The sequence below is a fragment of the Pseudomonas machongensis genome (assembly GCF_034961125.1).
GTDB classification, from domain to species: domain Bacteria; phylum Pseudomonadota; class Gammaproteobacteria; order Pseudomonadales; family Pseudomonadaceae; genus Aquipseudomonas; species Aquipseudomonas machongensis.
This window is the reverse complement of record NZ_JAYFUI010000085.1, coordinates 1-24,146: the sequence shown is the minus strand read 5'-3', so window position 1 is coordinate 24,146 and position 24,146 is coordinate 1. Positions and strand designations below refer to the sequence as shown.

General features: G+C 61.7%; 23 protein-coding genes and 1 pseudogene. 17 read left to right on the top strand and 7 right to left on the bottom strand.

Going from position 1 to position 24,146, the window contains the following annotated elements; genetic code table 11:
* Positions 1 to 42 precede the first annotated feature (42 nt).
* A complete protein-coding gene (locus VA602_RS09090; RefSeq protein WP_323453052.1) occupies positions 43 to 1,398 on the bottom strand; it encodes a class-II fumarase/aspartase family protein in 1,356 nt (451 codons plus the stop codon).
* A 124-nt stretch (positions 1,399 to 1,522) separates the two neighbouring features.
* Here VA602_RS09090 and VA602_RS09085 point away from each other — a divergent pair, with 124 nt between their 5' ends.
* Entirely contained in the window at positions 1,523 to 2,257 is a 735-nt protein-coding gene (locus VA602_RS09085; protein ID WP_197893292.1) for a GntR family transcriptional regulator, read from the top strand.
* Positions 2,258 to 2,440: 183 nt separating this feature from the next.
* On the opposite strand, the gene VA602_RS09080 is transcribed toward VA602_RS09085, so the two are convergent.
* Both VA602_RS09080 and VA602_RS09075 read right to left on the bottom strand, forming a co-directional pair.
* Entirely contained in the window at positions 2,441 to 2,902 is a 462-nt protein-coding gene (locus tag VA602_RS09080; protein WP_054895259.1) for a hypothetical protein, read from the bottom strand.
* A 141-nt stretch (positions 2,903 to 3,043) separates the two neighbouring features.
* On the bottom strand, positions 3,044 to 3,988 hold the full coding sequence (locus tag VA602_RS09075; protein ID WP_125931386.1) for a helix-turn-helix transcriptional regulator: 945 nt from the start codon (positions 3,986 to 3,988) through the stop codon (positions 3,044 to 3,046).
* 177 nt (positions 3,989 to 4,165) lie between these two features.
* Between VA602_RS09075 and VA602_RS09070 the strand changes: the two genes are divergently transcribed.
* Genes VA602_RS09070 through VA602_RS09060 form a run of 3 tightly spaced genes read left to right on the top strand, consistent with a single transcriptional unit; the run spans position 4,166 to position 5,891 of the window.
* The gene (locus VA602_RS09070; RefSeq protein WP_323453051.1) at positions 4,166 to 4,612 is read left to right on the top strand and encodes a hypothetical protein; all 447 of its coding nucleotides are present in this window, start codon (positions 4,166 to 4,168) and stop codon (positions 4,610 to 4,612) included.
* 3 nt (positions 4,613 to 4,615) lie between these two features.
* Complete coding sequence (locus tag VA602_RS09065; protein WP_054895256.1) at positions 4,616 to 5,266, top strand: hypothetical protein; 651 nt, start codon at positions 4,616 to 4,618, stop codon at positions 5,264 to 5,266.
* Entirely contained in the window at positions 5,259 to 5,891 is a 633-nt protein-coding gene (locus VA602_RS09060) for a hypothetical protein (RefSeq protein ID WP_323453050.1), read from the top strand. The genes VA602_RS09065 and VA602_RS09060 overlap by 8 nt, the downstream gene beginning before the upstream one ends.
* Before the next feature lie 207 nt (positions 5,892 to 6,098).
* Here the strand turns inward: VA602_RS09060 and VA602_RS09055 are convergent, their stop codons facing one another.
* Positions 6,099 to 7,016: a LysR family transcriptional regulator gene (locus tag VA602_RS09055; RefSeq protein ID WP_112899206.1), complete on the bottom strand. Its 918-nt coding sequence runs from the start codon at positions 7,014 to 7,016 to the stop codon at positions 6,099 to 6,101.
* 126 nt (positions 7,017 to 7,142) lie between these two features.
* Between VA602_RS09055 and VA602_RS09050 the strand changes: the two genes are divergently transcribed.
* From VA602_RS09050 to VA602_RS09000, 11 genes are all read left to right on the top strand, one after another.
* Entirely contained in the window at positions 7,143 to 7,982 is an 840-nt protein-coding gene (locus VA602_RS09050; protein WP_323453059.1) for an FAS1-like dehydratase domain-containing protein, read from the top strand.
* A gap of 30 nt (positions 7,983 to 8,012) precedes the next feature.
* Entirely contained in the window at positions 8,013 to 9,176 is a 1,164-nt protein-coding gene (locus VA602_RS09045; RefSeq protein WP_323453049.1) for an acyl-CoA dehydrogenase family protein, read from the top strand.
* Positions 9,177 to 9,186: 10 nt separating this feature from the next.
* The gene (locus VA602_RS09040) at positions 9,187 to 10,536 is read left to right on the top strand and encodes an MmgE/PrpD family protein (protein WP_323453048.1); all 1,350 of its coding nucleotides are present in this window, start codon (positions 9,187 to 9,189) and stop codon (positions 10,534 to 10,536) included.
* A gap of 20 nt (positions 10,537 to 10,556) precedes the next feature.
* Complete coding sequence (locus VA602_RS09035) at positions 10,557 to 11,756, top strand: CaiB/BaiF CoA transferase family protein (RefSeq protein WP_323453047.1); 1,200 nt, start codon at positions 10,557 to 10,559, stop codon at positions 11,754 to 11,756.
* A gap of 19 nt (positions 11,757 to 11,775) precedes the next feature.
* Positions 11,776 to 12,603, top strand: coding sequence for an HpcH/HpaI aldolase/citrate lyase family protein (locus VA602_RS09030; RefSeq protein WP_323453046.1), 828 nt, complete (start codon positions 11,776 to 11,778; stop codon positions 12,601 to 12,603).
* Positions 12,604 to 13,040: 437 nt separating this feature from the next.
* Positions 13,041 to 14,039: a TRAP transporter substrate-binding protein gene (locus tag VA602_RS09025; protein WP_054895249.1), complete on the top strand. Its 999-nt coding sequence runs from the start codon at positions 13,041 to 13,043 to the stop codon at positions 14,037 to 14,039.
* A 70-nt stretch (positions 14,040 to 14,109) separates the two neighbouring features.
* On the top strand, positions 14,110 to 14,742 hold the full coding sequence (locus tag VA602_RS09020) for a TRAP transporter small permease (protein WP_323453045.1): 633 nt from the start codon (positions 14,110 to 14,112) through the stop codon (positions 14,740 to 14,742).
* Entirely contained in the window at positions 14,742 to 16,025 is a 1,284-nt protein-coding gene (gene dctM, locus VA602_RS09015) for a C4-dicarboxylate TRAP transporter large permease protein DctM (protein WP_054895247.1), read from the top strand. The genes VA602_RS09020 and dctM overlap by 1 nt, the downstream gene beginning before the upstream one ends.
* A gap of 132 nt (positions 16,026 to 16,157) precedes the next feature.
* Positions 16,158 to 17,711 carry a GMC family oxidoreductase gene (locus VA602_RS09010; protein ID WP_323453044.1) on the top strand — a complete coding sequence of 518 codons (1,554 nt, stop codon included), beginning with the start codon at positions 16,158 to 16,160 and terminating at the stop codon, positions 17,709 to 17,711.
* A 62-nt stretch (positions 17,712 to 17,773) separates the two neighbouring features.
* Positions 17,774 to 18,133 (top strand): nucleotide pyrophosphohydrolase, encoded by a 360-nt coding sequence (locus tag VA602_RS09005; protein ID WP_323453043.1) that lies wholly within the window; start codon positions 17,774 to 17,776, stop codon positions 18,131 to 18,133.
* The gene (locus tag VA602_RS09000; protein WP_323453042.1) at positions 18,130 to 19,107 is read left to right on the top strand and encodes a hypothetical protein; all 978 of its coding nucleotides are present in this window, start codon (positions 18,130 to 18,132) and stop codon (positions 19,105 to 19,107) included. The genes VA602_RS09005 and VA602_RS09000 overlap by 4 nt, the downstream gene beginning before the upstream one ends.
* A 321-nt stretch (positions 19,108 to 19,428) precedes the next feature.
* Here the strand turns inward: VA602_RS09000 and VA602_RS08995 are convergent, their stop codons facing one another.
* Positions 19,429 to 20,226, bottom strand: a complete 798-nt coding sequence (locus tag VA602_RS08995) for an HNH endonuclease (protein ID WP_323453041.1) — start codon at positions 20,224 to 20,226, stop codon at positions 19,429 to 19,431.
* Between the two features lie 140 nt (positions 20,227 to 20,366).
* Here VA602_RS08995 and VA602_RS08990 point away from each other — a divergent pair.
* Positions 20,367 to 21,348 (top strand): annotated as a pseudogene (locus tag VA602_RS08990) (IS5 family transposase).
* Positions 21,349 to 21,512: 164 nt separating this feature from the next.
* On the opposite strand, the gene VA602_RS08985 reads toward VA602_RS08990, so the two are convergent.
* Positions 21,513 to 22,550, bottom strand: a complete 1,038-nt coding sequence (locus tag VA602_RS08985) for a hypothetical protein (RefSeq protein ID WP_323453040.1) — start codon at positions 22,548 to 22,550, stop codon at positions 21,513 to 21,515.
* Between the two features lie 865 nt (positions 22,551 to 23,415).
* Here VA602_RS08985 and VA602_RS08980 point away from each other — a divergent pair.
* Positions 23,416 to 23,640, top strand: coding sequence for a hypothetical protein (locus VA602_RS08980; RefSeq protein ID WP_323453039.1), 225 nt, complete (start codon positions 23,416 to 23,418; stop codon positions 23,638 to 23,640).
* Between the two features lie 139 nt (positions 23,641 to 23,779).
* Here VA602_RS08980 and VA602_RS08975 read toward each other — a convergent pair.
* On the bottom strand, positions 23,780 to 24,146 hold a 367-nt coding region (locus VA602_RS08975), incomplete at its 5' end, for a transposase (protein ID WP_323453038.1).

Below are 24,146 nucleotides of genomic sequence, written 5' to 3'. Positions count from 1 at the left end.
GTCGAGAAAACCCCGCGGGCCCGGGTGAGCCCGCGTCTTGCATCAACGTGGCACGCGGCCGGGGCGCTCCAGGGCGCGGTCGACCATCTGCGGTGCCAGGCCCAGGTAGTTGGCCGGGTCGGTCAGGCGCTCGAGCTCGGCGCGCGGCAGGCGGGCGCTGACCTCGGCATCGCGCAGCAGCGCATCGAGCAGGCTGACGTTCTCGTCGTTGGCCACGCGGCAGGCGGCGTACACCACATCGTGGGCCACCTGGCGGCCCAGCTCCGGCGCGAGGCCCATCATTACCGCCTCGGCAACGATCAGGCCGCGGGTCATGTCGAGGTTCTGGCGCATGCGTTCGGTGCGCACTTCAAGGCCGGCAAGCATGAATTTCGCCTGGCCCAGCGAGGCGGCGGTGAGGGCGAACGCTTCGGGAATGGCGATCCACTCGGCCTGCCAGGGGCCGGTGGAGCGTTCGAAGTCCTGGATCATCGCATCGAGCATCAGTCCGGCTTGCTGGCGTACACCCTTGGCGGCGGCGTACATCAGTTCGCAGGAGATCGGGTTGCGCTTCTGCGGCATGGTGCTGCTGGCGCCACGCCCTTTGACGAAGGGCTCGTAGGCCTCGCCCAGCTCGCTGGTCATCATCATCATCACGTCCAGCGCGACCTTGCCCAGCGAACCGGTGACCAACCCCAGGAAGTTAAGGGCCTCGGCCAGGCCATCGCGGGCCACGTGCCAGGTGGCCTGCGGCACGTTCAGGCTAAGCTCGGCCATCAGCGCCTCCTGCACTTCCAGGCCTTTGTCGCCGAGGGAGGCGAGGGTGCCCGCGGCGCCAGCGAACTGGCCCACTTCAACCCGTGGACGCAACTCGACCAGGCGCTCGGCATGGCGGTCGAACATGCTCAGCCACACCGCGCACTTGTAGCCGAAGGTGATCGGCAGGGCATGCTGCAGGTGGGTGCGGCCGGCCATGGGGGTGTCGCGATAGCGCTGTGCGAGCCCGGCGAGCAGGCCGCGCACGGCGAGGATGTCGCGCTCGACGATGGCCAGTGCGGCGCGCACCTGCAGCACCACGGCGGTGTCCATGATGTCCTGGGTGGTGGCGCCCCAGTGCAGGTAGCGCCCGGCTTCGCCGCAGGTCTTCGACAGTTGTTCGACCAGAGGCAGGATCGGGTAGCCGACGATCTCGGTCTCGTGCTGCATCAGCGCCAGGTCGAGCGAGGCGTAGGTGGCCTTGGCGGCGATCTGCTCGGCAGCGGCGGCGGGGATCACGCCACAGCGCGCCTCGGCACGGGCCAGGGCGACCTCGACTTCGATGTAACGCTCGATCAGCGCCTGGTCGGAGAACACTCCGCGCATTTCGGCGGTGCCGAACATGTCGCGGAACAGGGAGGAGTCGAAGACGGTGGTGGACATGGCGGATCCTTTTTGTTCGGTATTTGTTCGTTTTTAGTCGAACTTAATTAATATATCCGAACAAAATGGTCTGCCACATTTGATACACTGTCAAGCCTTCGCCTTCCGTGAACATGAGCCTTGAATGAGCACCCGCGGCCGCTACACCGATATCGCCAGAGACCTCACCGACAAGATTGCCCGGGGCGATCACCCGGTCGGCTCGCTGCTGCCCACCGAGCTTGAGCTGTGCGACCTGTATGGCGTAGGGCGGCACACCGTGCGTGCGGCGATCGATCAGTTGCAGGGTCAGGGGATGGTGTCGAGGCGACGGAAGGTCGGCACCCGGGTCGAGGCGGCAGCGCCGCGCAGCGGTTACTCACAAGCGATCGATTCGATCACCGACCTGGTTCAGGTGGCCGAATCGCATGTGCGGGAGATCCAGGGGGTGCGCCATTTCGTGGCGGACATCGCGCTGGCCAGACGACTTGGGCTGACGCCAGGGGGGCATTATTTCTGCGTGTCGAGCATCAAGGTCGAGAGTGGCGAGCATCGTTATCCGCTGTGCTGGACGGATGTATATGCCGAGCAGCGCTTCGCCGACGTGGTGTCCGAGGCCGAGGCCCATCCGGGCGAGCTGATCGCTGCCCTGATCGGCAAGGCGTTTGCCAAGAGCATCGAGGCGGTGGATCAGGAAGTGAGCCCGGTGCAGCTCACTGCGGAGCTCAGTGCGAGCCTGAAGGCGCCCAGCGGGGATCTGGGGCTGAACATCATTCGCCAGTACCGCGACCAGGATGGCGAGATCATCTCGGTGTCGGAGACGGTCTACCCGCGCGACCGTTTCAAGCTGGTGATGCACATGACCCGTGCGCAGCGGTGACAGTGTTGACCTTGTGGGAGCGGGGCTTGCCCGCGAACCAGGGCGAAGCCCTGGCCGTCCACCGCGGAGTCTGCTTCGCGGGCAAGCCCGCTCCCACAGGGCTGGCCTTTAGAGTTTGAATAACACAGTTGCCCCCACAAGGTACTGAGCGGCAGCAGAGGAGAACCTGCATACCGCCTTTAATCAGTTGCTCGGCCGCTGCTTGGTCGCATCCAGCTCGGCTTTCTTGCCTGTGGTCACTTCAGTGATCTTCGCCGACTTCTCGATCGCCAGGTCGAAGGTGTCCTGCATCTTGGCGATGGCGTCGGTCGGCGTGCCGGCCAGGCCGCCCTTGGCCGCCCAATCGAAGTTCCATACCCCGGACAGGTTGTCGGCGCCGGGTACGTCATGGGTTTCGATGGCAGTGAACACATCCGGGTGGCGCTGCATGTATTTCGCCGCATCCGACACATTGGCCGGCACGTTGCCGGACTTGTTGTCGGCCAGCTTGTCGAGTTCATCCTTGGTGATGGCCGACTTGCCGGTCTGGCGCATGTAATCGGCGATCACCTGGCTCGACTTGGCGGTGTCCAGGCGGTTGTCGAAGGCCGAGCTCGAGGCTTTTGGAGTGTTGGACCCGCTACCAGCGGGGGTGATGGTAGACATTGGCGCTGCTCCCGAAACGGAAATGAAGGGGTCGTCTTGATGACGGCTCCGGACGGTAGCATGGGCAATTGGCTAGTATTGTGAGGCTTCACAACGATTCACAACAGCTCACAGCTTTCACAGCTTTCACAGCGCAGGCGATCACTCCATACCCGGCGGATGCCCGTGGTAGGCCTTGTAGGCGTTGCTGAAATTAGCCGGGTTGGCATAGCCCAGGCGATAGGCGATCTGTGCCACCTGCCATTTGCGTTGCAGCAACAACGTGCGGGCCAGCTCCATGCGCTGCTGGCGCAGGTACTGCAGCATCGACTGGCCGAACACCTTGGCGAAGGCGCGGCGCAGGGTGGTTTCGCCCACCCCTAGCTGTCGGGCCAGCGCCAGGCTGCCGGGCGGGTCGACCAGGTTCAGGTCGAGCAGGCGTCGCGCCTCATGGGCCAGGTCGCGCTGGCCGCGAACCGTCGGCGCAGGCGCCAGCGGGCGGTTGCCGAGGTGCGTGGCCAGCTCCACCAGCACGGCCAGGCTCAGGCTTTCCTGATGCAGGCGCTTGAGCGTGCCGTGGTAGGGCGAATGGTAGAGCTGCTGTAGCAGGCGACCCAGCGCCGGGCAGCGTTCGAAATCGGTGAATTTCATGCCGTCGTCGAGCAACCCGATCAAGGATTGCAGGTGCGGATCTTCCTCGGCCAGTTCGCGCAGATAGTCGGCACCAACGCGCAGCCCGGCCATGCGCGCGTGGCTGTCGGCGGGCAACTGGTCGAAGGCTTCCATGTGCTCGCTCAGGCCCAGCGCATAGGTCTTGCCGGTGAGGTAGTGGTTGAGCTGGCCGTCGACCCGGTGCTGCCATTGGCCGCTGAGCATGTGCACCAGGCACAGGCTGTCGGGCAACACCTTGTGGATGCGCAGCGGCTCGGGAAATTGCAGGTCGCAGTCGAAGTACTGCAGGTGTGCACGCACGGTGTGGGCGCGGTAATGACCGATCGCACTGCCCATGACGTGGCTGGCGGCGCTGTCGAGGACGCCCGCCTGGGCCAGCGAGCCTGGGCGGTCGAAGCTGAACTGCATGTCCAGGTAAGGGGTCCAGCGTTCCATCTGCCAAGCCTGTCCATAGGGTGTCGTGGCGGGTGGCGGAATGTTAACGCGAACACGCCTCGGACGTCAGCCATTGTGCGCGACGGCCTGTTTGTTGTGCGCAGCGGCCAGGCCGGTTGGCAGGCTGGCCCATGCCCCTTTCAATACAAGGCCCCAGAATTTCGAGGAGCAAGCAGTATGTCGATCCATCGCAGATGGGCGGCCGGCATGGTCGCAGCGCTGGCGCTTGTGGGCGCCATGGCCCAGGCCGAGGAGCGTCCATCGGTGGCCGAAAAGGTCGTGGCCTATGCCGGCGAGCAGGGCGTGAAGGTCTGGACCCTGCGTATCGGTGAGCGCAGCGCCAACGAGGCGCTGGTGCAGGTCGAGGGCGTCGACCACGACTGGAACATGCGCATCCAGAAGATGAACGTCGAGAAGACCGACAAGCTGACCCGCTACTACACCACGGTCGACGGCCAAAAGTTCGCTGCACTGGTGATCCAGGGTTCGGACAGCTGGAGCGCCAGCGAACTGTACCTGCCGGGCGAAGCCCAGGCGCTGAAGATCGGCTACTCGCAGGCCCTGTCCGAACAGGGTAACGCCCAGGCGTTCCTGACCGATTACCTCAATGCCCGTAACGAGTAAGCCATGACCACGCCACAACACCCTGATCCCTCCCTTTCTCCCGATGAGTACGGCCAATCCCGAGCGGCCCAGCGCGACCGCGTGATCGCCGAACTGCGCCTGATGATCGAGCGAGTTCCGGAGCAGACCGAATTCACCAACTCCCGACGCTACAAGCTGTGGGGCCCGATCATGTTGCTGGTATCGCTGGGCATGCTGGCGATGGCCATCAACATGGGGCGAACCGGGCTGACGGTATGCGCTGGCTTCCTGGTCGTGTTTTCCCTGCTCGTCACCTGGCAGCACCGGGACGCGGGCAAGCAGGTGTTCATGCGCCTGACCCGTCGCCAGCTGTTCGTCGATACGCTCGATGCGCCGATCGAAATGGCCGAGGTGCAGGACATCCTGGTCAAGGACGAAGGGCTGCTGACCCTGCAGAAACTCACGCTCGATTCTCACGCCCATCTGCCCACGCACCATGTGGCGAGGTTGCAGGTATTCGGCAACCAGGCCATGGCGCTGAACAAGCCCGAGCCGCATGTACGCATCCACTCTGCCGGGCTGATGACCGGTGGGCGCAAGCTGGGCTGCGATGAAATCGCCGCGCTGCTGGGTGCCTACCGCGACGCTGCCTGTGCACAGCAGCAACTGGATGCCCTGCAGGTTCATGGCTGACACCGACCGGGAAACCTTGCTGGCCTGGCTCAGGGCTCACGCGGAGGAGTCCTGCAAGCCATGGGCGCTGCACGAATCCTCGCGTGGCAAGGCGCTGGCCTGTGCGTTGCTGGCGTTTTCGCTGGTGTTGGTCGGCGGCTGGCTGGCCAGTTTGCCTGCGCAGTGGCAGATGCAATCCGGGCACTGGTTGCTGTGGGGACCTGGCGTGCTGCTGCTGGTTGCCGGCATGGCTGGGCTGGCGCTCGCCGAGGGGCTGCGCCGCCGACATGGCAAGTGTGTGTTGAGTGTGACTGACGACTCTGTGCTGTTCGCCAACTCGCACGCGCCGACGCCCTTGTACTGTTTCGATGGGTTCGAAATTTACCAGCGTCATCTGAGCATGACGCTGGTGTTTTCGCTGGCAGCCATCAGCCGTGCACCGCAGCTCGCACCGGCCTGCTTCAAGTCACTGGTGGCGCCGGATGCGTGGCCAGTGGCCGGTGGCTTGCGGGTGAAGTTGTGGGTGTGCACGCCGGTGGTGGACGGGCGGCGCGTCGATCTGCAGGCGCTGACCGACCGGCTGTATGTCTGCATGGAAGCAGCCCAGGCGCGGCGCACGCTGGGGCAGTTGGGTGTGCGATCCTGATGGGCCTTGGTGGAGCAACTGTCTTGTTCAAGACCCCAACGCCTGCCCAATCCCTGTAGGAGCGGGCTTGCCCGCGAACACGGGCGTAGCCCGTGCCAGGCAGCGCGGTGTCCTTTTCGCGGGCAAGCCCGCTCCCACAAAAGCCCCCCGCAGCTGTGAAGGCAACTGTCTTGTTCAAAATCCAAAGGTCAGTCCAATCGCACAGGGTCACCCGCGAACACCGTCAGCGTCGGTGCCATCCGCTTGCGGCATCAAGGTCGCGATCAACGCCCGTACCGTGCCCGGTAACGCATCCAGCTCGCGCACCAGGATGCTGCGCTCACGTACTGCCCACGGCTCGTCCAGCTCGATGGTCACCAGGTTCATGGTGTGGCTGTGCCGGATCGCCGAAGACTCGGGGATGATCCCGATCCCCACGCCGGCCTCGACCATCCGGCAGATCGCCTCGAAGCTCGACATCTGGATCCGCAGCGCCAGGCTCTGGCCAATACGCTCGACGTGATCGCGCAAGAAGGTCAGCAAGGTGCTGCCGTCATGCAGGCCGATGTGCTGGTAGGCCAGGGTCTGCTTGAGCGTCACCTGCTTGCGGCCCGCCAGCTCGTGACCGGCCGGCACGATCAGCACCAGCCGGTCGGTGCTGAAGCGCATCACCTGAAGCCCGGCCGCCTCCACGGGCCCTGCGATGATGCCCATATCGCTGCTGCCATCGAGCACCCCGCGCACGATATCGCGTGACAGCCGCTCCTGCAGATCGACCGTCACACCCGGCCGCTGGGCGAGAAACCCGGCCAGCACTTCGGGCAGGAACTCGGTCACCGCAGTGGTGTTGGCGAAGATGCGGATGTGCCCGGCCGAATCGGTGCCGAACTGGGTGAACTCGGCCTTGAGGTACTCCACCTGACGCATGATCAGGCGCGCATGGGTCAGCAGTTTCTGACCGGCGGGCGTCAGCTCCACGCCACGGCTGTCGCGGTACAGCAGGCGGGTGTCGAGCTGCGCCTCGAGGGCCTTGATCCGCGCGCTGGCTGCGGCGGGGGAGAGAAACGCACGGCGCGCACCTTGGGTGAGGCTCGGCGATTCGCCGATGTGGATGAAGAGCCGCAAGTCAGCCAGGTCGAAGTGCATGGGGGAGTCCTGTCGTAGCAGAGGCGTTCGGCATTTATGAACGCTGGTTTACGCAAATGCAAATTCACAGAATGCCGGGCGCCTCGCATGATCGGCCCATAACAACAAATGCAGAGGCCCATGCTCATGACTGCTTCGACTTCGCCCACCGACTTCAGCGCCTGGATCGGCCGCACCGAAGAGGCCTGGGATGTGCTCAGCCGCAACCTGGTCAAGCGCATTGCCGCGACCTTCGGCGAGGCCGCGCCAGGCCATGGCGACGCGCTGCCGCACCTGTGGACCTGGTGCTTCTTCCAGGAGCCGCTGCCAGAGTCGCAACTGGGCAGCGACGGTCATCCTGCCCGTGGCGGCTTCCTGCCACCGGCCGACAACCGCAACCGCATGTGGGCTGGCGGGCGGGTCGAGTTCATCGCGCCACTGAAAGTCGGCGGTGAAGCCCACCGCCTGTCGACTATCCTGCACATCGAGGAAAAGCACGGACGCACCGGCGCACTGCTGTTCGTCACCGTGCGCCACGACTACTCCCAGGACGGCCGCCTGTGCATCCGCGAGGAGCAGGACATCGTCTACCGCGAGCCCAACCCGCCCAAGAGCGGCAGCGGCACACCCAGCGAGGCGGGCGAATGGAGCGAAACCATCACCCCGACGCCGACTTTGTTGTTCCGCTACTCGGCCATCACCTTCAACGGCCACCGCATCCACTACGACCACCCCTACGTCACCGAGACCGAAGGCTACCCCGGCCTGGTGGTGCATGGCCCGATGATCGCCACCCTCAACCTGCGCGCCTTCGTGCGGGCCCACCCCGACAAGCCCGTGCGCCACTTCGCCTACCGCGGTGTGCGGCCGCTGACCCTGCCAGCAGCGTTCCAGGTCAGTGGCTGCATCGAGGCACCTGGCAAGGCGCGCCTGTGGGCCGGTAACGCCGACGGCACCGCACAGAGTGCCGAAGTGACCTTCGACTGACTTCCTCAAGCCTTCGCAGAGAGTCCACACATGCACAGCTACGACAGCGATGACCTCAATGCCATCCGCGAGGGCGTGCGCGCCCTGTGCGCCGAATTCCCCGCCGAATACTGGCGCCGGATCGATGAAGAAAAAAGTTTTCCGGAAGCCTTCGTCAAGGCCATGACCGATGCCGGCTGGCTGTCGGCGATGATCCCCGAGGAGTACGGCGGATCAGGCCTGGGCCTGGCCGAGGCGTCGGTGATTCTCGAGGAGGTCAACCGCTGCGGCGGCAACTCGGGCACCATCCACGGGCAGATGTACAACATGTTCACCTTGCTGCGAAACGGCAGCGACGAGCAGAAGCGGTTCTACCTGCCCAAGCTTGCCAGTGGCGAGCTGCGCTTGCAGTCGATGGGCGTTACCGAGCCGACCACCGGCACCGACACCACCAAGATCAAGACCACTGCCGTGCGCCAGGGCGACAAGTACGTGATCAATGGGCAGAAAGTGTGGATCTCGCGCGTGCAGCATTCGGACCTGATGATCCTGCTGGCGCGCACCACGCCGCTGCCGGAGGTGAAGAAGAAATCCGAAGGCATGTCGATTTTCCTGGTCGACCTGCGTGAAGCGATCGGCAACGGCCTGACCGTGCAGCCGATCGCCAACATGGTCAACCACGAGACCAACGAGCTGTTCTTCGACAACCTGGAAATCCCGGCCAGCAGCCTGATAGGCGAAGAGGGCAAGGGTTTCCGCTACATCCTCGACGGCCTGAATGCCGAACGCACGCTGATTGCCGCCGAGTGCATCGGTGATGGTCGCTGGTTCGTCGAAAAGGCCAGCCAGTACGCCCGCGACCGCGTGGTGTTCGGTCGCCCGATCGGGCAGAACCAGGGCGTGCAGTTCCCCATCGCCGAAGCCCATATCGAGATCGAGGCCGCCGACCTGATGCGCTGGCGCGCCTGCGCCGAATACGACAGCGGCGCCAACGCCGGGGCGGCGGCGAACATGGCCAAGTACCTGGCCGCCAAGGCCTCGTGGGAGGCGGCCAATGCCTGCCTGCAGACCCACGGCGGCTTCGGCTTTGCCAACGAATACGACGTCGAGCGCAAGTTCCGCGAAACCCGCCTGTACCAGGTGGCGCCGATCTCCACCAACCTGATCCTGTCGTACGTGGCCGAGCACCTGCTCGAGCTGCCGCGCAGCTTCTGAGGAGCCGACCATGCGTGATACCCAAGCCCTGGCTAGCTTCCTGGCCGACCTGCGCTATGACGCCATCCCCAGCAGCGTGCTGGACCGCACCGAAGACCTGTTCCTCGACTGGCTCGGCTCGGCCCTGGCCAGCCAGGGATCGCACCCGATCCCGCTGTTCGAGCGTTACGCCGAGCGCATGGGGCCCTCGTCAGGCCGTGCGCGGGTGCTGACCAATGGCCGGCGCACCTCGCCCTATTTCGCCGCGCTGGTCAACGGCGCCGCCTCGCATCTGGTCGAGCAGGACGACCTGCACAACAGCTCCGTGCTGCACCCGGCCACCGTGGTGTTCTCCGCCGTGCTGGCGGCCGCGCAAGACCTGGGCAAGTCCGGCCAGGACCTGCTGCTGGCCTCGGTGGCTGGCTACGAGGCCGGCATTCGCATCGGCGAATTCCTTGGCCGCTCGCACTATCGGATCTTCCACACCACCGCCACGGTCGGCACTCTGGCTGCCGCTGTGGGCGTGGGCAAGCTGCTGGACTTCAACCAGGAGCAGTTCATCAACCTGCTCGGCAGCGCCGGTACCCAGGCTGCAGGGCTGTGGGAGTTTCTGCGCGACGCCGCCGATTCCAAGCAACTGCACACTGCCAAGGCCGCCGCCGACGGTCTGCTTGCCGCCTACCTCACCGCCGATGGCCTGAGCGGGGCGCGCAACATCCTCGAAGGTGACCAGGGCATGGCTGCAGGTATGTCCAGTGATGCCGACCCTGCGCGGCTCTCCGACCGGCTCGGCACGCGCTGGGCGCTGGCGGAAACCTCGTTCAAGTTCCACGCCTCGTGCCGCCACACCCACCCGGCGGCTGATGCGCTGCTGCACCTGATGCAGCGCGAGGGGCTGGGCCATGAGCAGATCGCTGAAGTCATCACCCGCGTGCACCAGGGCGCCATCGATGTGCTGGGGCGGGTGACCACGCCGAGCACCGTGCACCAGGCCAAGTTCTCCATGGGCACGGTGCTGGGCCTGATCGCCGTGCACGGCAGCGCGCAGTTGCTGGAGTTCCGCGACCTGGCACTGACGGACCCGCGCATCGCCGCGTTCCGCGACAAGGTGCGTATGCAACTGGACCCCGAAGTGGACGGCGCCTACCCGGCGCGCTGGCTGGGCCGGGTCGAGGTGCGCTGCGTCGATGGTCGGCAGTTCAGTGCGGCCATCGACGAACCCAAGGGCGACCCCGGCAATACCCTGTCGCGCCCGGAGCTGGAGGCCAAGTTCCAGCGCCTGCTGGCCTATGCCGGGCAGCGCAGCGAGGCCGAGGGCCGTGCGCTGATCGAGCGCGTCTGGCAACTGCGTGACGCGCAGTCGCTGGCGGACCTGCATTGAACACCGAACAGGAATTTGCCATGACCCAATCCGCTCCCCGCCCCTTGGACGGCATCACTGTCGTCAGCCTGGAACATGCCATCGCCGCGCCGTTCTGCACCCGCCAACTCGCGGACCTGGGCGCACGCGTGATCAAGATCGAGCGCCCCGGCAGCGGCGACTTCGCCCGTGGCTACGACCAGCGTGTCGACGGCCTGGCCTCGCACTTCGTCTGGACCAACCGCTCCAAGCAGAGCCTGACCCTGGACCTCAAGCAGGACGAGGCCGACGACATCCTCCTGGCGCTGCTGGCCAAGGCCGACGTGCTGGTGCAGAACCTCGCGCCGGGTGCGGCGGCGCGCATGGGCTTGTCGTTCGAGGCCCTGCACGCGCGTTTTCCGCGGCTGATCGTCTGTGATATTTCCGGCTACGGCGAAGGTGGCCCGTACGAGAAGAAGAAGGCCTACGACCTGCTGATCCAGAGCGAGGGCGGCTTTCTCTCGGTGACCGGCGGGCCGGGTGATGAGCAGATGGCCAAGGCCGGATGCTCGGTCGCTGATATCGCTGCCGGTATGTATGCCTATACCGGCGTGCTGTCGGCGCTGCTGCTGCGTGACAAGACCGGCGTCGGCAGCCGCATCGACGTATCGATGCTGGAGAGCCTGGTGGAATGGATGGGCTATCCGATGTACTACGCCTACAACGGCGCGCCGCCACCACCACGGGCCGGCGCGTCGCACTCGACCATCTATCCGTACGGGCCGTTCCCCACCGGCGGTGGCGGCACCATCATGCTCGGTTTGCAGAACGAGCGGGAATGGCAGTTGTTCTGTGAAAAGGTTCTGCTCGACCCGGCGCTGGCCAGCGATGCGCGTTTCTCCGCGAACTTCCGGCGCTCGGAGAACCGCGAGGTGCTGCGCCAGATCATCATCGACGGCTTCGTCGAACTGTCGCTGGATGAGGTGGTGGCACGTCTCGAAGACGCGCAGATCGCCAACGCCCGGGTCAACGACATGCAGGGCGTCTGGCAGCATCCGCAGCTCAAGGCCCGGGACTGCTGGCGCGAGGTCGACAGCCCGGCTGGAAAGCTGCCGTCGTTGCTGCCGCCAGGGCGCAATGCCGCCTTTACCCCGCGCATGGACCCGGTGCCGGGATTGGGGCAGCACAGCGCGGCGATCCTTGAGGAGCTGGGTTTCTCGGCCGACGACCAGGCCCGACTGGCGGCTGCTGGTGTCGTTTGATGACAAGGAGTGATTGCTGATGCCGCAAACCATCGTCCGTTCGGCGCTGTTCGTGCCGGGCAGCCGTCCCGAGCGTTTTGCCAAGGCCCTGGCTGCGGGCGCCGATGCCGTTATCGTCGATTTCGAGGATGCCGTCGAGGAGCCGCTCAAGCTTCAGGCGCGTGACAATCTCGCAGCCTTTCTTGCAGCCCATCCGCAGGCGCGGGTGTGGGTCAGGGTCAACGCCCCGGAGCATGTCGGGCATGCCGACGACCTGGCGTTCTGTGCGCAGCAGTCCGGCGTCAGCGCTGTGCTGCTGCCCAAGGTGGAAAATGCCGCCCAGGTCGCAGTCGCTGCGCGCACTGGCAAACCGGTGCTGCCGATCATCGAGACGGCCAAGGGCTTGCTGGCACTGGAGCGCATTGCCGGTGCCGAGGGGGTCGAGCGTTTGTCGTTCGGCAGCCTGGACCTGGCGCTGGACCTGAACCTCAACACCGACAGCGCCTCGGCCCAGCGGTTTCTCGACCAGGCGCGCATGGCGGTGCAACTGCATTCACGCGGCGCCGACCTGGCGCCGCCGCTGGACGGCGTGTTTCCGGCGATTGGCGACCCGCAAGGGCAGCAACGGGCCATGCGCCATGCCTATGACATGGGCTATGGCGGGGCGCTGTGCATCCATCCCAGCCAGGTGCCGTTGATTCATGGCGTGCTGGCGCCGAGCAGCGAAGAGCTGGCCTGGGCACGGCGGGTGGTGGACGCCAGTGTGGCGGCCAAGGGGGCCGGGGCGTTCCAGCTCGATGGGCAGATGATCGATGCGCCGGTGCTGTTGCGGGCGCAGCGGCTGTTGGCATTGGCCGAAAGCACCTAGGCCTTTCGCGGGGCAAGCCGGCGGCATCCCCACCGATGCATTTGTGGGGGCAACTGTCTTGATCAAAATCTAAAGGCCAGCCCAATCCCTGTAGGAGCGGGCTTGCCCCGCGATCACCGGCAAAGCCGGTGCCCGACACCGAGGTGTCCTTTTCGCGGGCAAGCCCGCTCCCACAGGAACTGGGCTGGTTTTAGACTTTGAGCAAGACAGTGACAGCTACAGCGCTGACTCCGAGCTCAACGCTGTACCTGTAGGAGCGGGCTTGCCCGCGATCACCGGCATAGCCGGTGCCATCCCCCACCCATCCAGGAGCGTTCACCCCAGCCAAACGCGGGCTTACACAAAAGCTGATTCTCGAAACACGCCCGATTGGGCCATCGTACCCTTGGCAACGCTTCCCTGCTGACCCCTTCCAACAACAATAAAAGGTGACACCGATGTTGAAGCTGACCCAGGCGCTGTTGTGCGCCGCCGCCGTGTCCATGGCCGGGCTCGCCCAGGCTGCCGATCCTGTGATCATCAAGTTCGCCCACGTGGTGGCCGACAGCACGCCCAAGGGCCAGGGCGCGCTGATGTTCCAGAAACTGGTCGAGGCCGACCCGCAGCTCAAGGGCAAGGTCAAGGTCGAGGTCTACCCCAACTCCTCGCTGTTCGGCGATGGCAAGGAGATGGAAGCCCTGCTGCTGGGCGATGTGCAGATGCTCGCGCCGTCGCTGGCCAAGTTCGAGCACTACAACAAGCAGGTGCAGCTGTTCGACCTGCCGTTCCTGTTCAACGACCTCGCTGCCGTCGACCGCTTCCAGCAAGGCCCGCAGGGCAAGGCGCTGCTGACCTCGATGGAAGACAAGGGCATCCGTGGCCTGGCCTACTGGCACAACGGCCTCAAGCAGCTCTCGGCGAACAAGAAGGTGATCCTGCCCAAGGACGCGCGCGGCCTGAAGTTCCGTGTGCAGGCCTCCAGTGTGCTCGAGGAGCAGTTCAAGGCCATCCGCGCCAACCCGCGCAAGATGAGCTTCGCCGAGGTCTACCAGGGCCTGCAGACCGGTACCGTCAACGGCACCGAGAACACCTGGTCGAACTACGAGAGCCAGAAGGTCAACGAAGTCCAGCCGTTCTTCACCGAGACCAACCACGGCCTGATCGACTACATGGTGATCACCAACGCCAAGTTCTGGAACAGCCTGCCTGAAGACGTGCGCGGCGAGCTGCAGACGATCATGGACAAGGTCACCGTCGAGGTGAACAAGCAGGCCGAGGAACTCAACCAGGCTTCCCGGCAGAAGATCATCGACGCCAAGACCAGCGAGATCGACCCGCTGACGCCCGAGCAGCGCGCCCAGTGGCGTGAAGCCATGCGCCCGGTGTGGGACAAGTTCTCCGACCAGATCGGCGCCGACCTGATCAAGGCTGCCGACGACGCCAACAAGCCGTCCTGATCGTCGCCCCCATCACCCATGGCCACCTGCAGCGCAGGTGGCCCGGCTTCCTTCTGTCCGGAGAATGCCCATGCACAGGATCAGACGCGTCTGGGAGCACTTCGAGGAGGGCATGATCGCCTTCCTCCTGGCAGCCATGACCTTGATCACCTTCATCTATGTGGCGCTGAACAACCTCTACACCCTGTTCTACACCCTCAGCGACCACTGGACCTTCGCCAGCGAGCTGCTGCTCGGCATCGGCGACCACCTCATGGGCTACGCCCAGGAAATGACCTGGAGCATCGCCCTGACCAAGGCGCTGTTCGGCTGGCTGATCTTCTTCGGTATCGCCTACGGCGTACGCACCGCCGGCCACCTTGGCGTCGACGTGCTGGTGCGGCGTGCGCGCAAGCCGGTGCAACGCATCCTGGCGATGATCGCCTGCGCCTGCTGCCTGGCCTATGCCGGGTTGTTCCTGGTCGCCAGCATCAAGTGGGTGAGCGCGGTGTTCGTCGCCGGTATCGGTGCCGAAGACCTCGATCGCTACGGCATCAAGATCGGCCACATCGCGCTGATCGTGCCGTTCGGCTTCGCCCTGATCATCGTGCGCTACCTGGAAATCCTCTACCGCATCTTCACCCACCGCCAGACCAGTCTGGGCCTCGCGGATGAAGCAGCGGAAGCGAGCAAACTGGCCAACCCGGGCGAGGAGTCACACTGATGACCGTTATCTGCCTGTTCCTGCTGCTGTTCGTGTTCATGTTCCTCGGCGTGCCGATCGCCATTTCCCTCGGCCTGTCGGGCGCGGTGTCGATCCTGCTGTTCAGCCAGGACTCGCTCAGCTCCCTGGCGATCAAGCTGTTCGAAACCTCCGACAGCTACACCTTCCTGGCGATCCCGTTCTTCCTGCTGTCGGGCGCGTTCATGACCACCGGCGGCGTCGCCCAGCGCCTGATCGACTTCGCCAACGCCTGCGTCGGCCACATCCGCGGCGGCCTGGCCATTGCCGCAGTGCTGGCATGCATGCTGTTCGCTGCGCTGTCCGGCTCCTCGCCCGCCACCGTCGCCGCAGTCGGCTCCATCGCTGTCGCCGGCATGGTGCGCTCGGGCTATCCGAAGGAGTTCGGCGCCGGGATCATCTGCAACGCCGGCACCCTCGGCATCCTCATTCCGCCATCGATCGTCATGGTGGTGTACTCGGCCGCCACCGAAACCTCGGTCGGCAAGCTATTCATGGCCGGTGTGATACCCGGGATCCTGCTGGGTGTCTTCCTGATGGTGACCATCTACATCGTCGCTCGCATCAAGAAACTCCCCGCCCAGCCGCGTGCCAGCTTCGCCGAATGGCTGCGCACCGCCCGCCGGGCGTTCTGGGGCCTGTTGCTGCTGGTGATCATCCTCGGCGGCATCTACAGCGGCATGTTCACCCCCACCGAAGCCGCGGCCGTGGCGGCGGTGTACTCGGCGTTCATCGCGCTGTTCGTCTACAAGGACATGAGCTTCAGGGACTGCCCCAAGGTGCTGCTCGAGTCCGGCCGCCTGACCATCATGCTGCTGTTCATCATCGCCAACGCCATGCTCTTCGCCCATGTGCTGACTACCGAGCAGATTCCCCAACAGATCACCCAGTGGGTGCTCTCCGAAGGCCTCACGCCGATCGGCTTCCTGATCATGGTCAACGTGGTGCTGTTGGTGGCGGGGAGCTTCATGGAGCCCTCGGCGATCATCCTGATCCTGGCGCCGATCTTCTTCCCGATCGCGATGAAGCTGGGCATCGACCCGATCCACCTGGGGATCGTGATGGTAGTGAACATGGAGATCGGCCTGGTGCATCCGCCGGTGGGGTTGAACCTGTTCGTGACCAGCGCGGTGACTGGATTGACGCTGGGGCAGACGATTCGTGCGGCGTTGCCGTGGTTGTCGATTCTGTTGCTGTTCCTGGTGTTGGTGACGTATGTGCCGTTTATATCGCTGGCGTTGCCGGAGTGGTTGGGGATGCCGTGAAGACAACGAAGGGCGCATGATGCGCCCTTTGTTTTTGCAAGCCCTGCACCGGGTCGGATAATCGACCGATACCTGAGCGGCATGCTGCGCAGCAGAATCTTCGGTTCCTACTGGCACTCAGGGACTGAACGAATGCAGCAACTGATTGATCGCACTTACGACTTCATCGTCTGCGGCGCCGGCACCTCAGGGTGCGTGGTCGCCGCTCGCCTTGCCGACCAGCCCGGCGCCCGTGTCCTACTGATCGAAGCCGGTAGTGCCTACACCGGCCCGGAGGTCACCGACCCCGCGCAATGGCCGGCGAACCTCGGTTCCGAGCGCGACTGGGGTTTCGAGGCGCAACCCAACCCCGCCTTGAACGGCCGCCGCATGGCGTTGAACATGGGCAAGGGCCTCGGTGGCGGCTCCAGCATCAACGTGATGGTATGGGCGCGCGGGCATCGCACCGACTGGGACCACTTCGCCGAGGAAAGCGGCGACCCCGGCTGGGGCTACGAATCGGTGCTTGGCTACTATCGCCGCATCGAAAACTGGCAAGGCCGACCCGACCCCCTGCGTCGCGGCCCGAACGGCCCCGTGCACGTCGCCCAACCCCACGCGCCCCAGCCCCTCGCCCTGGCGACCCTGGAGGCCGCCAACCAACTGGGTATCCCCCGTTTCGACAGCCCCAACGGCGAGATGATGGAAGGCCCCGGCGGCGTCGCCATCGCTGACCTGCGCATCAAGGAAGGCAAGCGTGACTCGGTGTACGACGCTTATATCGTGCCGCGGCTGCACAACCCGAACCTGCACATCCTCACGCAGGCGCTGGTGGCTCGCGTGTTGTTCAAGGGCCGTACGGCGATTGGCGTCGAGGTCGTGGTCGAAGGCCAACAGCAGCGTTTCTACGTGACGGGTGAAGTGATCCTGTCGATGGGTGCGGTGAACACCCCCAAGGTCTTGATGCAGTCCGGCATCGGCCCGGAGGCCGAATTGCGCGCGCACGGCATCCCGTTGCTCAATGTATTGCCTGGCGTGGGGCAGAACCACCAGGACCACGTCGCCTTCGGCTGCACCTGGGCGTACTCGCAGCCGCAGCCGGTCGGCGGCGGAGGTTGCGAGGCCACCTTGTACTGGAAGAGCGACGCCCGCCTCGACGCGCCGGACTTGCTGCACTGCCAACTGGAATTCGCCGTACCTTCACCACCCGAAGTCGGCATTGCCCCGCCGGCGCAGGGTTGGACGATGTTCGCCGGCTTGGCCAGGCCCGTCAGCCGCGGGCAGTTGCGGCTGTCGGGCGCTGGCGTGCTGGACAGGATGCTGATTGAGCCGAACACCTTGAGTGCGCCGGAGGACATGGCCGCGGCTTTGGCTTCGGTCGAGTTGTGCAGGGAGTTGGGGAACCATCGCGCGTTTGCCGGGGTGGTGAGCGGGGAGGTGGTGCCTGGACCGCGGGATAGGCAGGGGATGGAGCGGTTCTTGCGCAACTCGGCGGTGAGTTTCTGGCATCAGTGCGGGACGGCGAAGATGGGCCGGGATGACATGGCGGTGGTGGATCGCGCGTTGAGGGTTTATGGGGTGAGCGGCTTGCGAGTGGTGGATGCTTCGGTGATGCCGCGGATCACCGTGGGGAATACGATGGCGGCTTGTGTGGTGATTGGGGAGCGGGGGGCGGATCTTGTCGTGGGGGGCGAAGCGTCGTTGTAGACAGGAAAATTCCTACGGGATACCGTTCCGCATTCCTACATTTATGCGCGCGATTTCCTTCCATGGATGCCCTGAAATCCCTGCGGACTGAACTGGCCGCGTTCGCCACCGAGCGCGACTGGGATCAATTCCATACACCCAAAAATCTAGCGATGGCCCTGTCCGGCGAAGCCGGCGAGTTGCTCGAGCGTTTCCAGTGGCTAACTCCAGAGCAAAGTGAGCGTAATGCGCTTTCGCCAGAAGCGCTCGAGGCAATCGAAGAAGAGATGGCGGATGTGCTGCTGTACTTGGTGCGTCTGGCGGATCGCCTGAACGTCGACCTTGAGACCGTTGCTCAGGCCAAGCTCAAGCGGAACGCAGAGAAATATCCGGTCAGTGAAGCCAAGGGCAATGCCGTCAAGTACTCGAGGCGAAGCGAATGACGCCTCGAGTGTTTTATCAGCCCTGCTCGCAGCCGATTGCTCGCAAAAACTTGCAGACCACCATTCTTAACCCAGTGCTGCTCGACGATATCGCGGACCTGCTGGAGCCCGAGTTACTGGCAGACCTGTATAAAGCCTACCCCGCAGGCAAGCTGTGCATTTGGGGGTTATCCTCGCCCAGAACCAGAAATGCCTGGCTCGCCATGCAGCCGGGCGACACCGTCATCTTCAATACCGAAACCGTCGTCACCGTCAGTGCATGTTTCACCCATCGCACGCACAATCGCGAGTTGGCCTTGAGGCTCTGGGGCTGGGCAGATGCTGAGTCTGGAAAAACCTGGGAGAACATCTACTTCGTCACCGACGTTCGTCATCACGCTATTCGTTTCAAAGCCATTCAGGCACTAGCCGACAGTGGGCAGGATCGCTCCTTCTCTGGTTACGACGATGTGCAAAGTGCAGCCATCCTGGATCGTTATCCGGAGCTGGACCACGATTACTTCCCTGACCACGTCACGCTGGACGAGGCGCGTCGAGACATCCAGTCGACTGATGGAATGGGGACACGACCTACCCGGTTGGAGCACAAGTACATCGTGCGTCACCTCTTCCAAGGCAAGCCCACTGGCCACTGTTGCATTTGCCTAAACGAGTTCCCCAGGCACCTGCTGGTGGCGGCACATATCAAGAAGCGATCTGCTTGTAGCACGAAGGAAAAGCTCGATATCGAGAACATTGCTGTCCCCATGTGCCGACTGGGTTGCGATCCGCTGTTCGAGCATGGCTACCTCGCTGTCAGGAACGGTAAGGTCGTCCGACATCCTTCGCGTGTAATGACCGAGGCGACGGAGAGCTACGTGGAGAGGGTGCTCGGCACGCAGGTCATGGGTTGGAGCAGGAAAAATAGGAAGTATTTTGATTGGCATCTGGATGCCCATGGGTTCGAGCCTGGTGTACTGGCTGATTTGGAGTGACGACATTGTGAGTTGATGGTTTTGGAGTGTGCAAGTTTGTAGGCCAGTGAATCGCCCATGGTTTCGTAAGCACCTCCGAACCTCATAATGAGGTTCAAATAGAGGTGCCATGAGTCTTCAACGTTACCCAGAAGAACTCAAGATCGAAGCGGTCAAGCAAGTGACTGGTCATGAGGAGGGTTGCGGCGAGGCCTCGAGTATGAGGAGTAGGCCACTGCCTTCAGTGAGCCGGACGGCGTGCCTTTTGGGACATTTACCGCAGCGTTACTTAGATGTCTGATGCGATGAAGAGGTGTACTAGCCTATGGCGAGGGGTGCAACTCAAATCATTTGTTGCCGCTTCAGCATTTCCTTCAGTTGTTCAATGCTGAGCGTCACATCCTGTTTTCGATGCACCACCGCATGGCAGTTGGCGCATAGCGTCACAAGATCAGTCTCAGGGTTTACAGCTTTTTTTCCACCATAAGCAGAGATTGGCACCACGTGATGAACGTGAATAAAGCCTTTCGCATACTCACCGTAAGCCTTTTCGAAATCGAAGCCACAAGCTTTGCAGTCAAGCCCATGGATGGCGATGGCCTTTAGCCTCAAGTCTTTTTGGCGCTCGTAGCGAGTTCCGAAGTAACTGGTCTTGCTTCCTTCATTCGCGGACTCAAACGCTAGTGGATCAATTTCGTCAGCCAGCGCCTTAGAAGCTGTTTCCATGGCTAGGGGCTTGGAACGGCTGAGGATCGCGTCGTAGTCATTCTGGGAAATAAGCCTTACCCCATCGCGCCAATAGTTGTTGGTCCGGTTGCTTGGGATTGTCTCTAGGTACTGCCCGTCGATTTTTGCCGGTACGGCTTTTTCAAACGGGGCGAAATCGTCTATGAGCGCGTAGAGATCACCTTTGCCACTCTTTGTATCTGCATACACCTTACCAATGCGTGCCATACCGAAATAATGCGGTTCCGAGCTGAGGCGTGCCGCAGCAAAAGCTTTGTCCTTGATGCGTCCCTTGTAATAGACAACCTTCGTGCCCTGTTCGAGCAAGGTTTTGTAGCGCTTGGGGAAGTGATATACAGCTCCGGTTTCGTCTTCCCATTGCGATATGTCGTTTTCGGCGATGATGACGGGCATTCCGTTCCCCTTAGAAGAGGACTAAAGCCTACCAAAAAATGGGAAATTTCCTACGCAATTTCGAATGATATTTAGGGAAATCCTGAAGAAGACCTCCTGATTTTGGCAAAATGCCCGTACTCCACCCGCTGAGATTTCCGATGAAGCAAATGACCTTCGCCGATGCCGAGTACGCCGGTAAGCCGTAAGCAGACCCGCAAAGAGTTGTTCCTGATCGAGATGAATCAGGTGGTGCCGCGGCAGGGTTTGATTGCCCTGATCGAGCCACATTACCCGAAAGGTGATGGTGGCCGTCCGGCCTACCCGTTGATGGCGATGCTACGCTTTCATCTGATGCAGAACTGGTTTGGCTACAGCGATCCAGCGATGGAGGAAGCGCTGTACGAGACCACCATCCTACGGCAGTTCGCCGGACTTAGGCTGGAGCGCATTCCCGATGAAACCACGATCCTCAACTTCTGTCGTCTGCTGGAGAAACACGAGCTGCCTGTTGGCATCCTGGCCGTGATCAATAGCTACCTGGGTGATCGAGGCCTGTCATTGCGCCAAGGCACCATCGTCGATGCCACACTGATCAATGCGCCGAGTTCGACCAAGAATAAAGACGGCAAACGCGACCCATAAATGCACTAGGCCAAGAAGGGTAACCAGTACTACTTCGGCATGAAGGCGCACATCGGTGTCGATGATGAGTCGGGTCTGGTGCACAGCGTGGTGGGTACGGCGGCCAATGTGGCGATATTACCCAAGTCGACAAACTGCTGCACGGCGAGGAAAACGTGGTCGGTGCCGACGCGGGTTACACCGGCGTCGAGAAACGCCCTGAACATGAAGGCCGAGAGGTCATCTGGCAGATCGCCGCCCGCCGCAGTACATACAAGAAGCTGGGTAAGCGCAGCCCTTTGTACAAAGCCAAGCGCAAGATCGAGAAGGCCAAGGCCTAAGCGCGCACCATGGTCGAGCACCCGTTCCGGGTGATCAAACGGCAGTTCGGTTATGTGAAGACGCGCTTCCGTGGTCTAGCGAATAATACCAGTGCAACTGGTGACACTATTTGCGCTGTCGAACCTTTGGATGGCACGCCGACACTTACTGAGCAATACGGGAGAGGTGCGCTTGTAATGCGGGATATGGCTGAAGCGAGGTGCTCGTGGCGGCTAAAAACACAGAAATGGGCGGGTGACCTGATCGTTTTTGATCGATTCGTCGATTTCAAAACTGGCGATGGCTGAAGTCAGCCAGAAATACATGGTTACTTCAGACCATCCCTAACTGATCCACATTAATTACTCTGAAAGTTTCAACTCGCGAGGCGCGTCGCGCAGCGATGGAACCTGGTAGACATAAGAGTCAAGGAATGGTTCTCCTACATCATTAGTCCCCTTAATGGTAATCTCAAAGGAAAGATTTTTGAGTTTGAGGTTTGGGGTGATTTCCCTGGTAAATACTAAAACTTTTGTTTCTTGTGGGTCTATGGAGTCTTTGAGTGAGCGCCAGAAATCATTCGGAACACTGTATCTTTCCATGAGCGCCGCTTCGGAAAAGCGGTCGCCAGCAAGTTTGTTAGCTAGGAGGTAGTATTCTCTATCTATGCCGTCTATTCTTATTTCAACTGATTGCGGGCTTTTGCTTGTGTTGGTTATTTTTATCGGGAAGTGTACTTTGTTGTTTTTAATGTATGTGTCTTGGACTTTGAATGGGTAGTTGTCGTCGAGTATTGATGTTTTTGATATTATGTAGTTGTCGGAGCTAAATTTTGGCGCAAATCCCTGGTTATAGAGGTTGTGGTAACGTATCGTGAAATAGGCTTGGTCAGGCCCTCCGGTTTTCCACATGATGTAGCCAAATAGAGCCATAACGCTGACAAATAGAGATAGGCTGAACACTAATGGCCCTAAACTTGGCCAGACGTTCTCCCTGCCCCAAAAAAGTCGCCCGGTAATATCTTCTGATTTAATTATTGGTAGGTTTTTCTTTGTTAATTTCTTATTGCCTCTAATGAACACGTTTATGGTCATGGTTTCGCCTGGCGCTAACCGATCGATTCTTATAATGTTTTCTTCGGACAAGGCGCCAGGTAGGCTGTGCGCTATTATTTGGCAATAGGTAGTGCCGGGTATGATGATCTGAATACCTTTTTCTTTGTCCTTTCCTCTGTTAAAGGCAGTGATGGTTGCTGTGTATCCATCAATGTTAATGTCGTGGCAATCTAGTACTTGGTCGATCGAAGCATACAGCTGACGAATCCGGAATGCAGAAAGAAACTTGTTGATTAGTATTGTTATCATGAGCGTTATAGTTGCCTTGAGTGCTATATCAAACATGCTGTGTGTCTTCTTTTTGATTTTTCAGGTATGCATTTCAACAGCCTCTGTGGCTGATTCTGACAATGTGCCGTCGAGTGATTGCTACATGGGTGACTGTCGTAGACCACTTCTTAAACATGAGCCTAAGGTTTCCTCGGTTAGAATGTCACGGATTTGCTGCAGCTGTTCAGGATAAGAAGGTATATCCATGGGAGCGGCAGGTCCTGATGCGAATAAGCGCTTAGGATAGTTCAAGCAAGCGAATGATAGAAGTCTAATCGATTCAGACGAATCGCCAATTCGCGAGGTGCTAGGCATCCTACATACTTGCATTATGCTCAACCCGACGGCACCTCGGCGGAGAAGGTCGAACGAATTCGCACTATCGCTGGACGCTTACCACCGGTCGCCCCAGTGTGCTAATTGCTCAAACTACCCACTTTTAGGAAATTTCCTTCCACGCTAGCGGTTGCGAACAGATTCGCCCTAAGGCTACATTCCCCAAGTCGCAGCAAAATCCGCGACCAGGTGTAGGAACCTGCTGGTAAACTTGGCGCACGCACTAGGCGCCCCATCTCAACGGCTGGCGCCTTTTTTGCGCCCGCTGCGATGTCATGGCGGCTGTGTGTGGGCAGGCTCCGGCCTGGCCGGGTTCCAAGTTTCCCGGTATTCCTACCCCATGCACAGCTGCCACCCAATCCCGTAGGAAGGATCGTGGTAGCTCCAAATCGCAAACTTGGAGTCTCATGCATGCTTATTCGCATTCTGAGCAGGATCCTCGCATCCGCTCTCCGCCGCCCAACCCCTGCGGCCACCCCATCCCCAACGTTTTACCCGATCGACAGCCAATCCCTCGCCAAACGCGCTAAGCGGGAGGTGTCCCATGACTGACCGTGAGTGCTTGTCTACCCTCCAAAGCTACGTCTGGACGCTCGAGCTGCTAGGAGAGGCGCTGATCCAGCATGACGAGGTGCTGGAATGCGAGCACAACCCGCAACTAAGCTTTCGCAACACAGCGGGCATTCATCAAGCGATCCGGATCATCAGCGGGCTGGCAAGAGAACAGTTCGCCAAGCTGGAGGCTATGAACGAGGAGAGGGAAAGGTGATGGCGTGCTGCCGTTGAAACACTGAATCCCAGGCACAAAAAAAGACGCCCAAGCAGACTGTGTGAAAACACACTGACAAGCCTTAGACCAGACGCCCCGACTTGTTCGGGGCGTTTGTTTTTGTGCTGAAAAAGGCTCTTCAGCCCATCAGTTGCATCATTTTCTTGGCACCCAGGACGCTGATCGCTCGCTTGAGGTTGTAAGCGGTCACGGCCAGCGACATCTCAGCTCTTGTCCCTTCGAGTTGTCGCAGCAGGAAGCGCCCGTTCCCAAATAACCATTGTTTGAGATTGCCAAACGGGTGCTCCACGATGGATCTGCGCCGTTCCATCATCTCTGGATGCAGTTGCATCCGCTGCGCCATACGCTCAAAGGCTTCCTCTTGAGCGTGACGTGAGACATAGCGGCGCTTGGCCGTCGTGCATTGGGCTTTCAGCGCGCACCCGGCACAATCACTGATCGCCGCCTGGTAGATCCGGTCGCCCTTGTGGCGCTGCTTCAGCGTT

Coding starts and splice junctions, on each gene's coding strand:
- VA602_RS09010 (WP_323453044.1), top strand. CDS start 16,158: ATGCAGCAACTGATTGATCGCACTTACGACTTCATCGTCTGCGGCGCC.
- VA602_RS09050 (WP_323453059.1), top strand. CDS start 7,143: ATGACTGCTTCGACTTCGCCCACCGACTTCAGCGCCTGGATCGGCCGC.
- dctM (WP_054895247.1), top strand. CDS start 14,742: ATGACCGTTATCTGCCTGTTCCTGCTGCTGTTCGTGTTCATGTTCCTC.
- VA602_RS09025 (WP_054895249.1), top strand. CDS start 13,041: ATGTTGAAGCTGACCCAGGCGCTGTTGTGCGCCGCCGCCGTGTCCATG.
- VA602_RS09040 (WP_323453048.1), top strand. CDS start 9,187: ATGCGTGATACCCAAGCCCTGGCTAGCTTCCTGGCCGACCTGCGCTAT.
- VA602_RS09075 (WP_125931386.1), bottom strand. CDS start 3,988: ATGGAACGCTGGACCCCTTACCTGGACATGCAGTTCAGCTTCGACCGC.
- VA602_RS09065 (WP_054895256.1), top strand. CDS start 4,616: ATGACCACGCCACAACACCCTGATCCCTCCCTTTCTCCCGATGAGTAC.
- VA602_RS09000 (WP_323453042.1), top strand. CDS start 18,130: ATGACGCCTCGAGTGTTTTATCAGCCCTGCTCGCAGCCGATTGCTCGC.
- VA602_RS09070 (WP_323453051.1), top strand. CDS start 4,166: ATGTCGATCCATCGCAGATGGGCGGCCGGCATGGTCGCAGCGCTGGCG.
- VA602_RS09035 (WP_323453047.1), top strand. CDS start 10,557: ATGACCCAATCCGCTCCCCGCCCCTTGGACGGCATCACTGTCGTCAGC.
- VA602_RS09005 (WP_323453043.1), top strand. CDS start 17,774: ATGGATGCCCTGAAATCCCTGCGGACTGAACTGGCCGCGTTCGCCACC.
- VA602_RS09085 (WP_197893292.1), top strand. CDS start 1,523: ATGAGCACCCGCGGCCGCTACACCGATATCGCCAGAGACCTCACCGAC.
- VA602_RS09030 (WP_323453046.1), top strand. CDS start 11,776: ATGCCGCAAACCATCGTCCGTTCGGCGCTGTTCGTGCCGGGCAGCCGT.
- VA602_RS08995 (WP_323453041.1), bottom strand. CDS start 20,226: ATGCCCGTCATCATCGCCGAAAACGACATATCGCAATGGGAAGACGAA.
- VA602_RS09090 (WP_323453052.1), bottom strand. CDS start 1,398: ATGTCCACCACCGTCTTCGACTCCTCCCTGTTCCGCGACATGTTCGGC.
- VA602_RS09055 (WP_112899206.1), bottom strand. CDS start 7,016: ATGCACTTCGACCTGGCTGACTTGCGGCTCTTCATCCACATCGGCGAA.
- VA602_RS08985 (WP_323453040.1), bottom strand. CDS start 22,550: ATGTTTGATATAGCACTCAAGGCAACTATAACGCTCATGATAACAATA.
- VA602_RS09020 (WP_323453045.1), top strand. CDS start 14,110: ATGCACAGGATCAGACGCGTCTGGGAGCACTTCGAGGAGGGCATGATC.
- VA602_RS08980 (WP_323453039.1), top strand. CDS start 23,416: ATGACTGACCGTGAGTGCTTGTCTACCCTCCAAAGCTACGTCTGGACG.
- VA602_RS09045 (WP_323453049.1), top strand. CDS start 8,013: ATGCACAGCTACGACAGCGATGACCTCAATGCCATCCGCGAGGGCGTG.
- VA602_RS09060 (WP_323453050.1), top strand. CDS start 5,259: ATGGCTGACACCGACCGGGAAACCTTGCTGGCCTGGCTCAGGGCTCAC.
- VA602_RS09080 (WP_054895259.1), bottom strand. CDS start 2,902: ATGTCTACCATCACCCCCGCTGGTAGCGGGTCCAACACTCCAAAAGCC.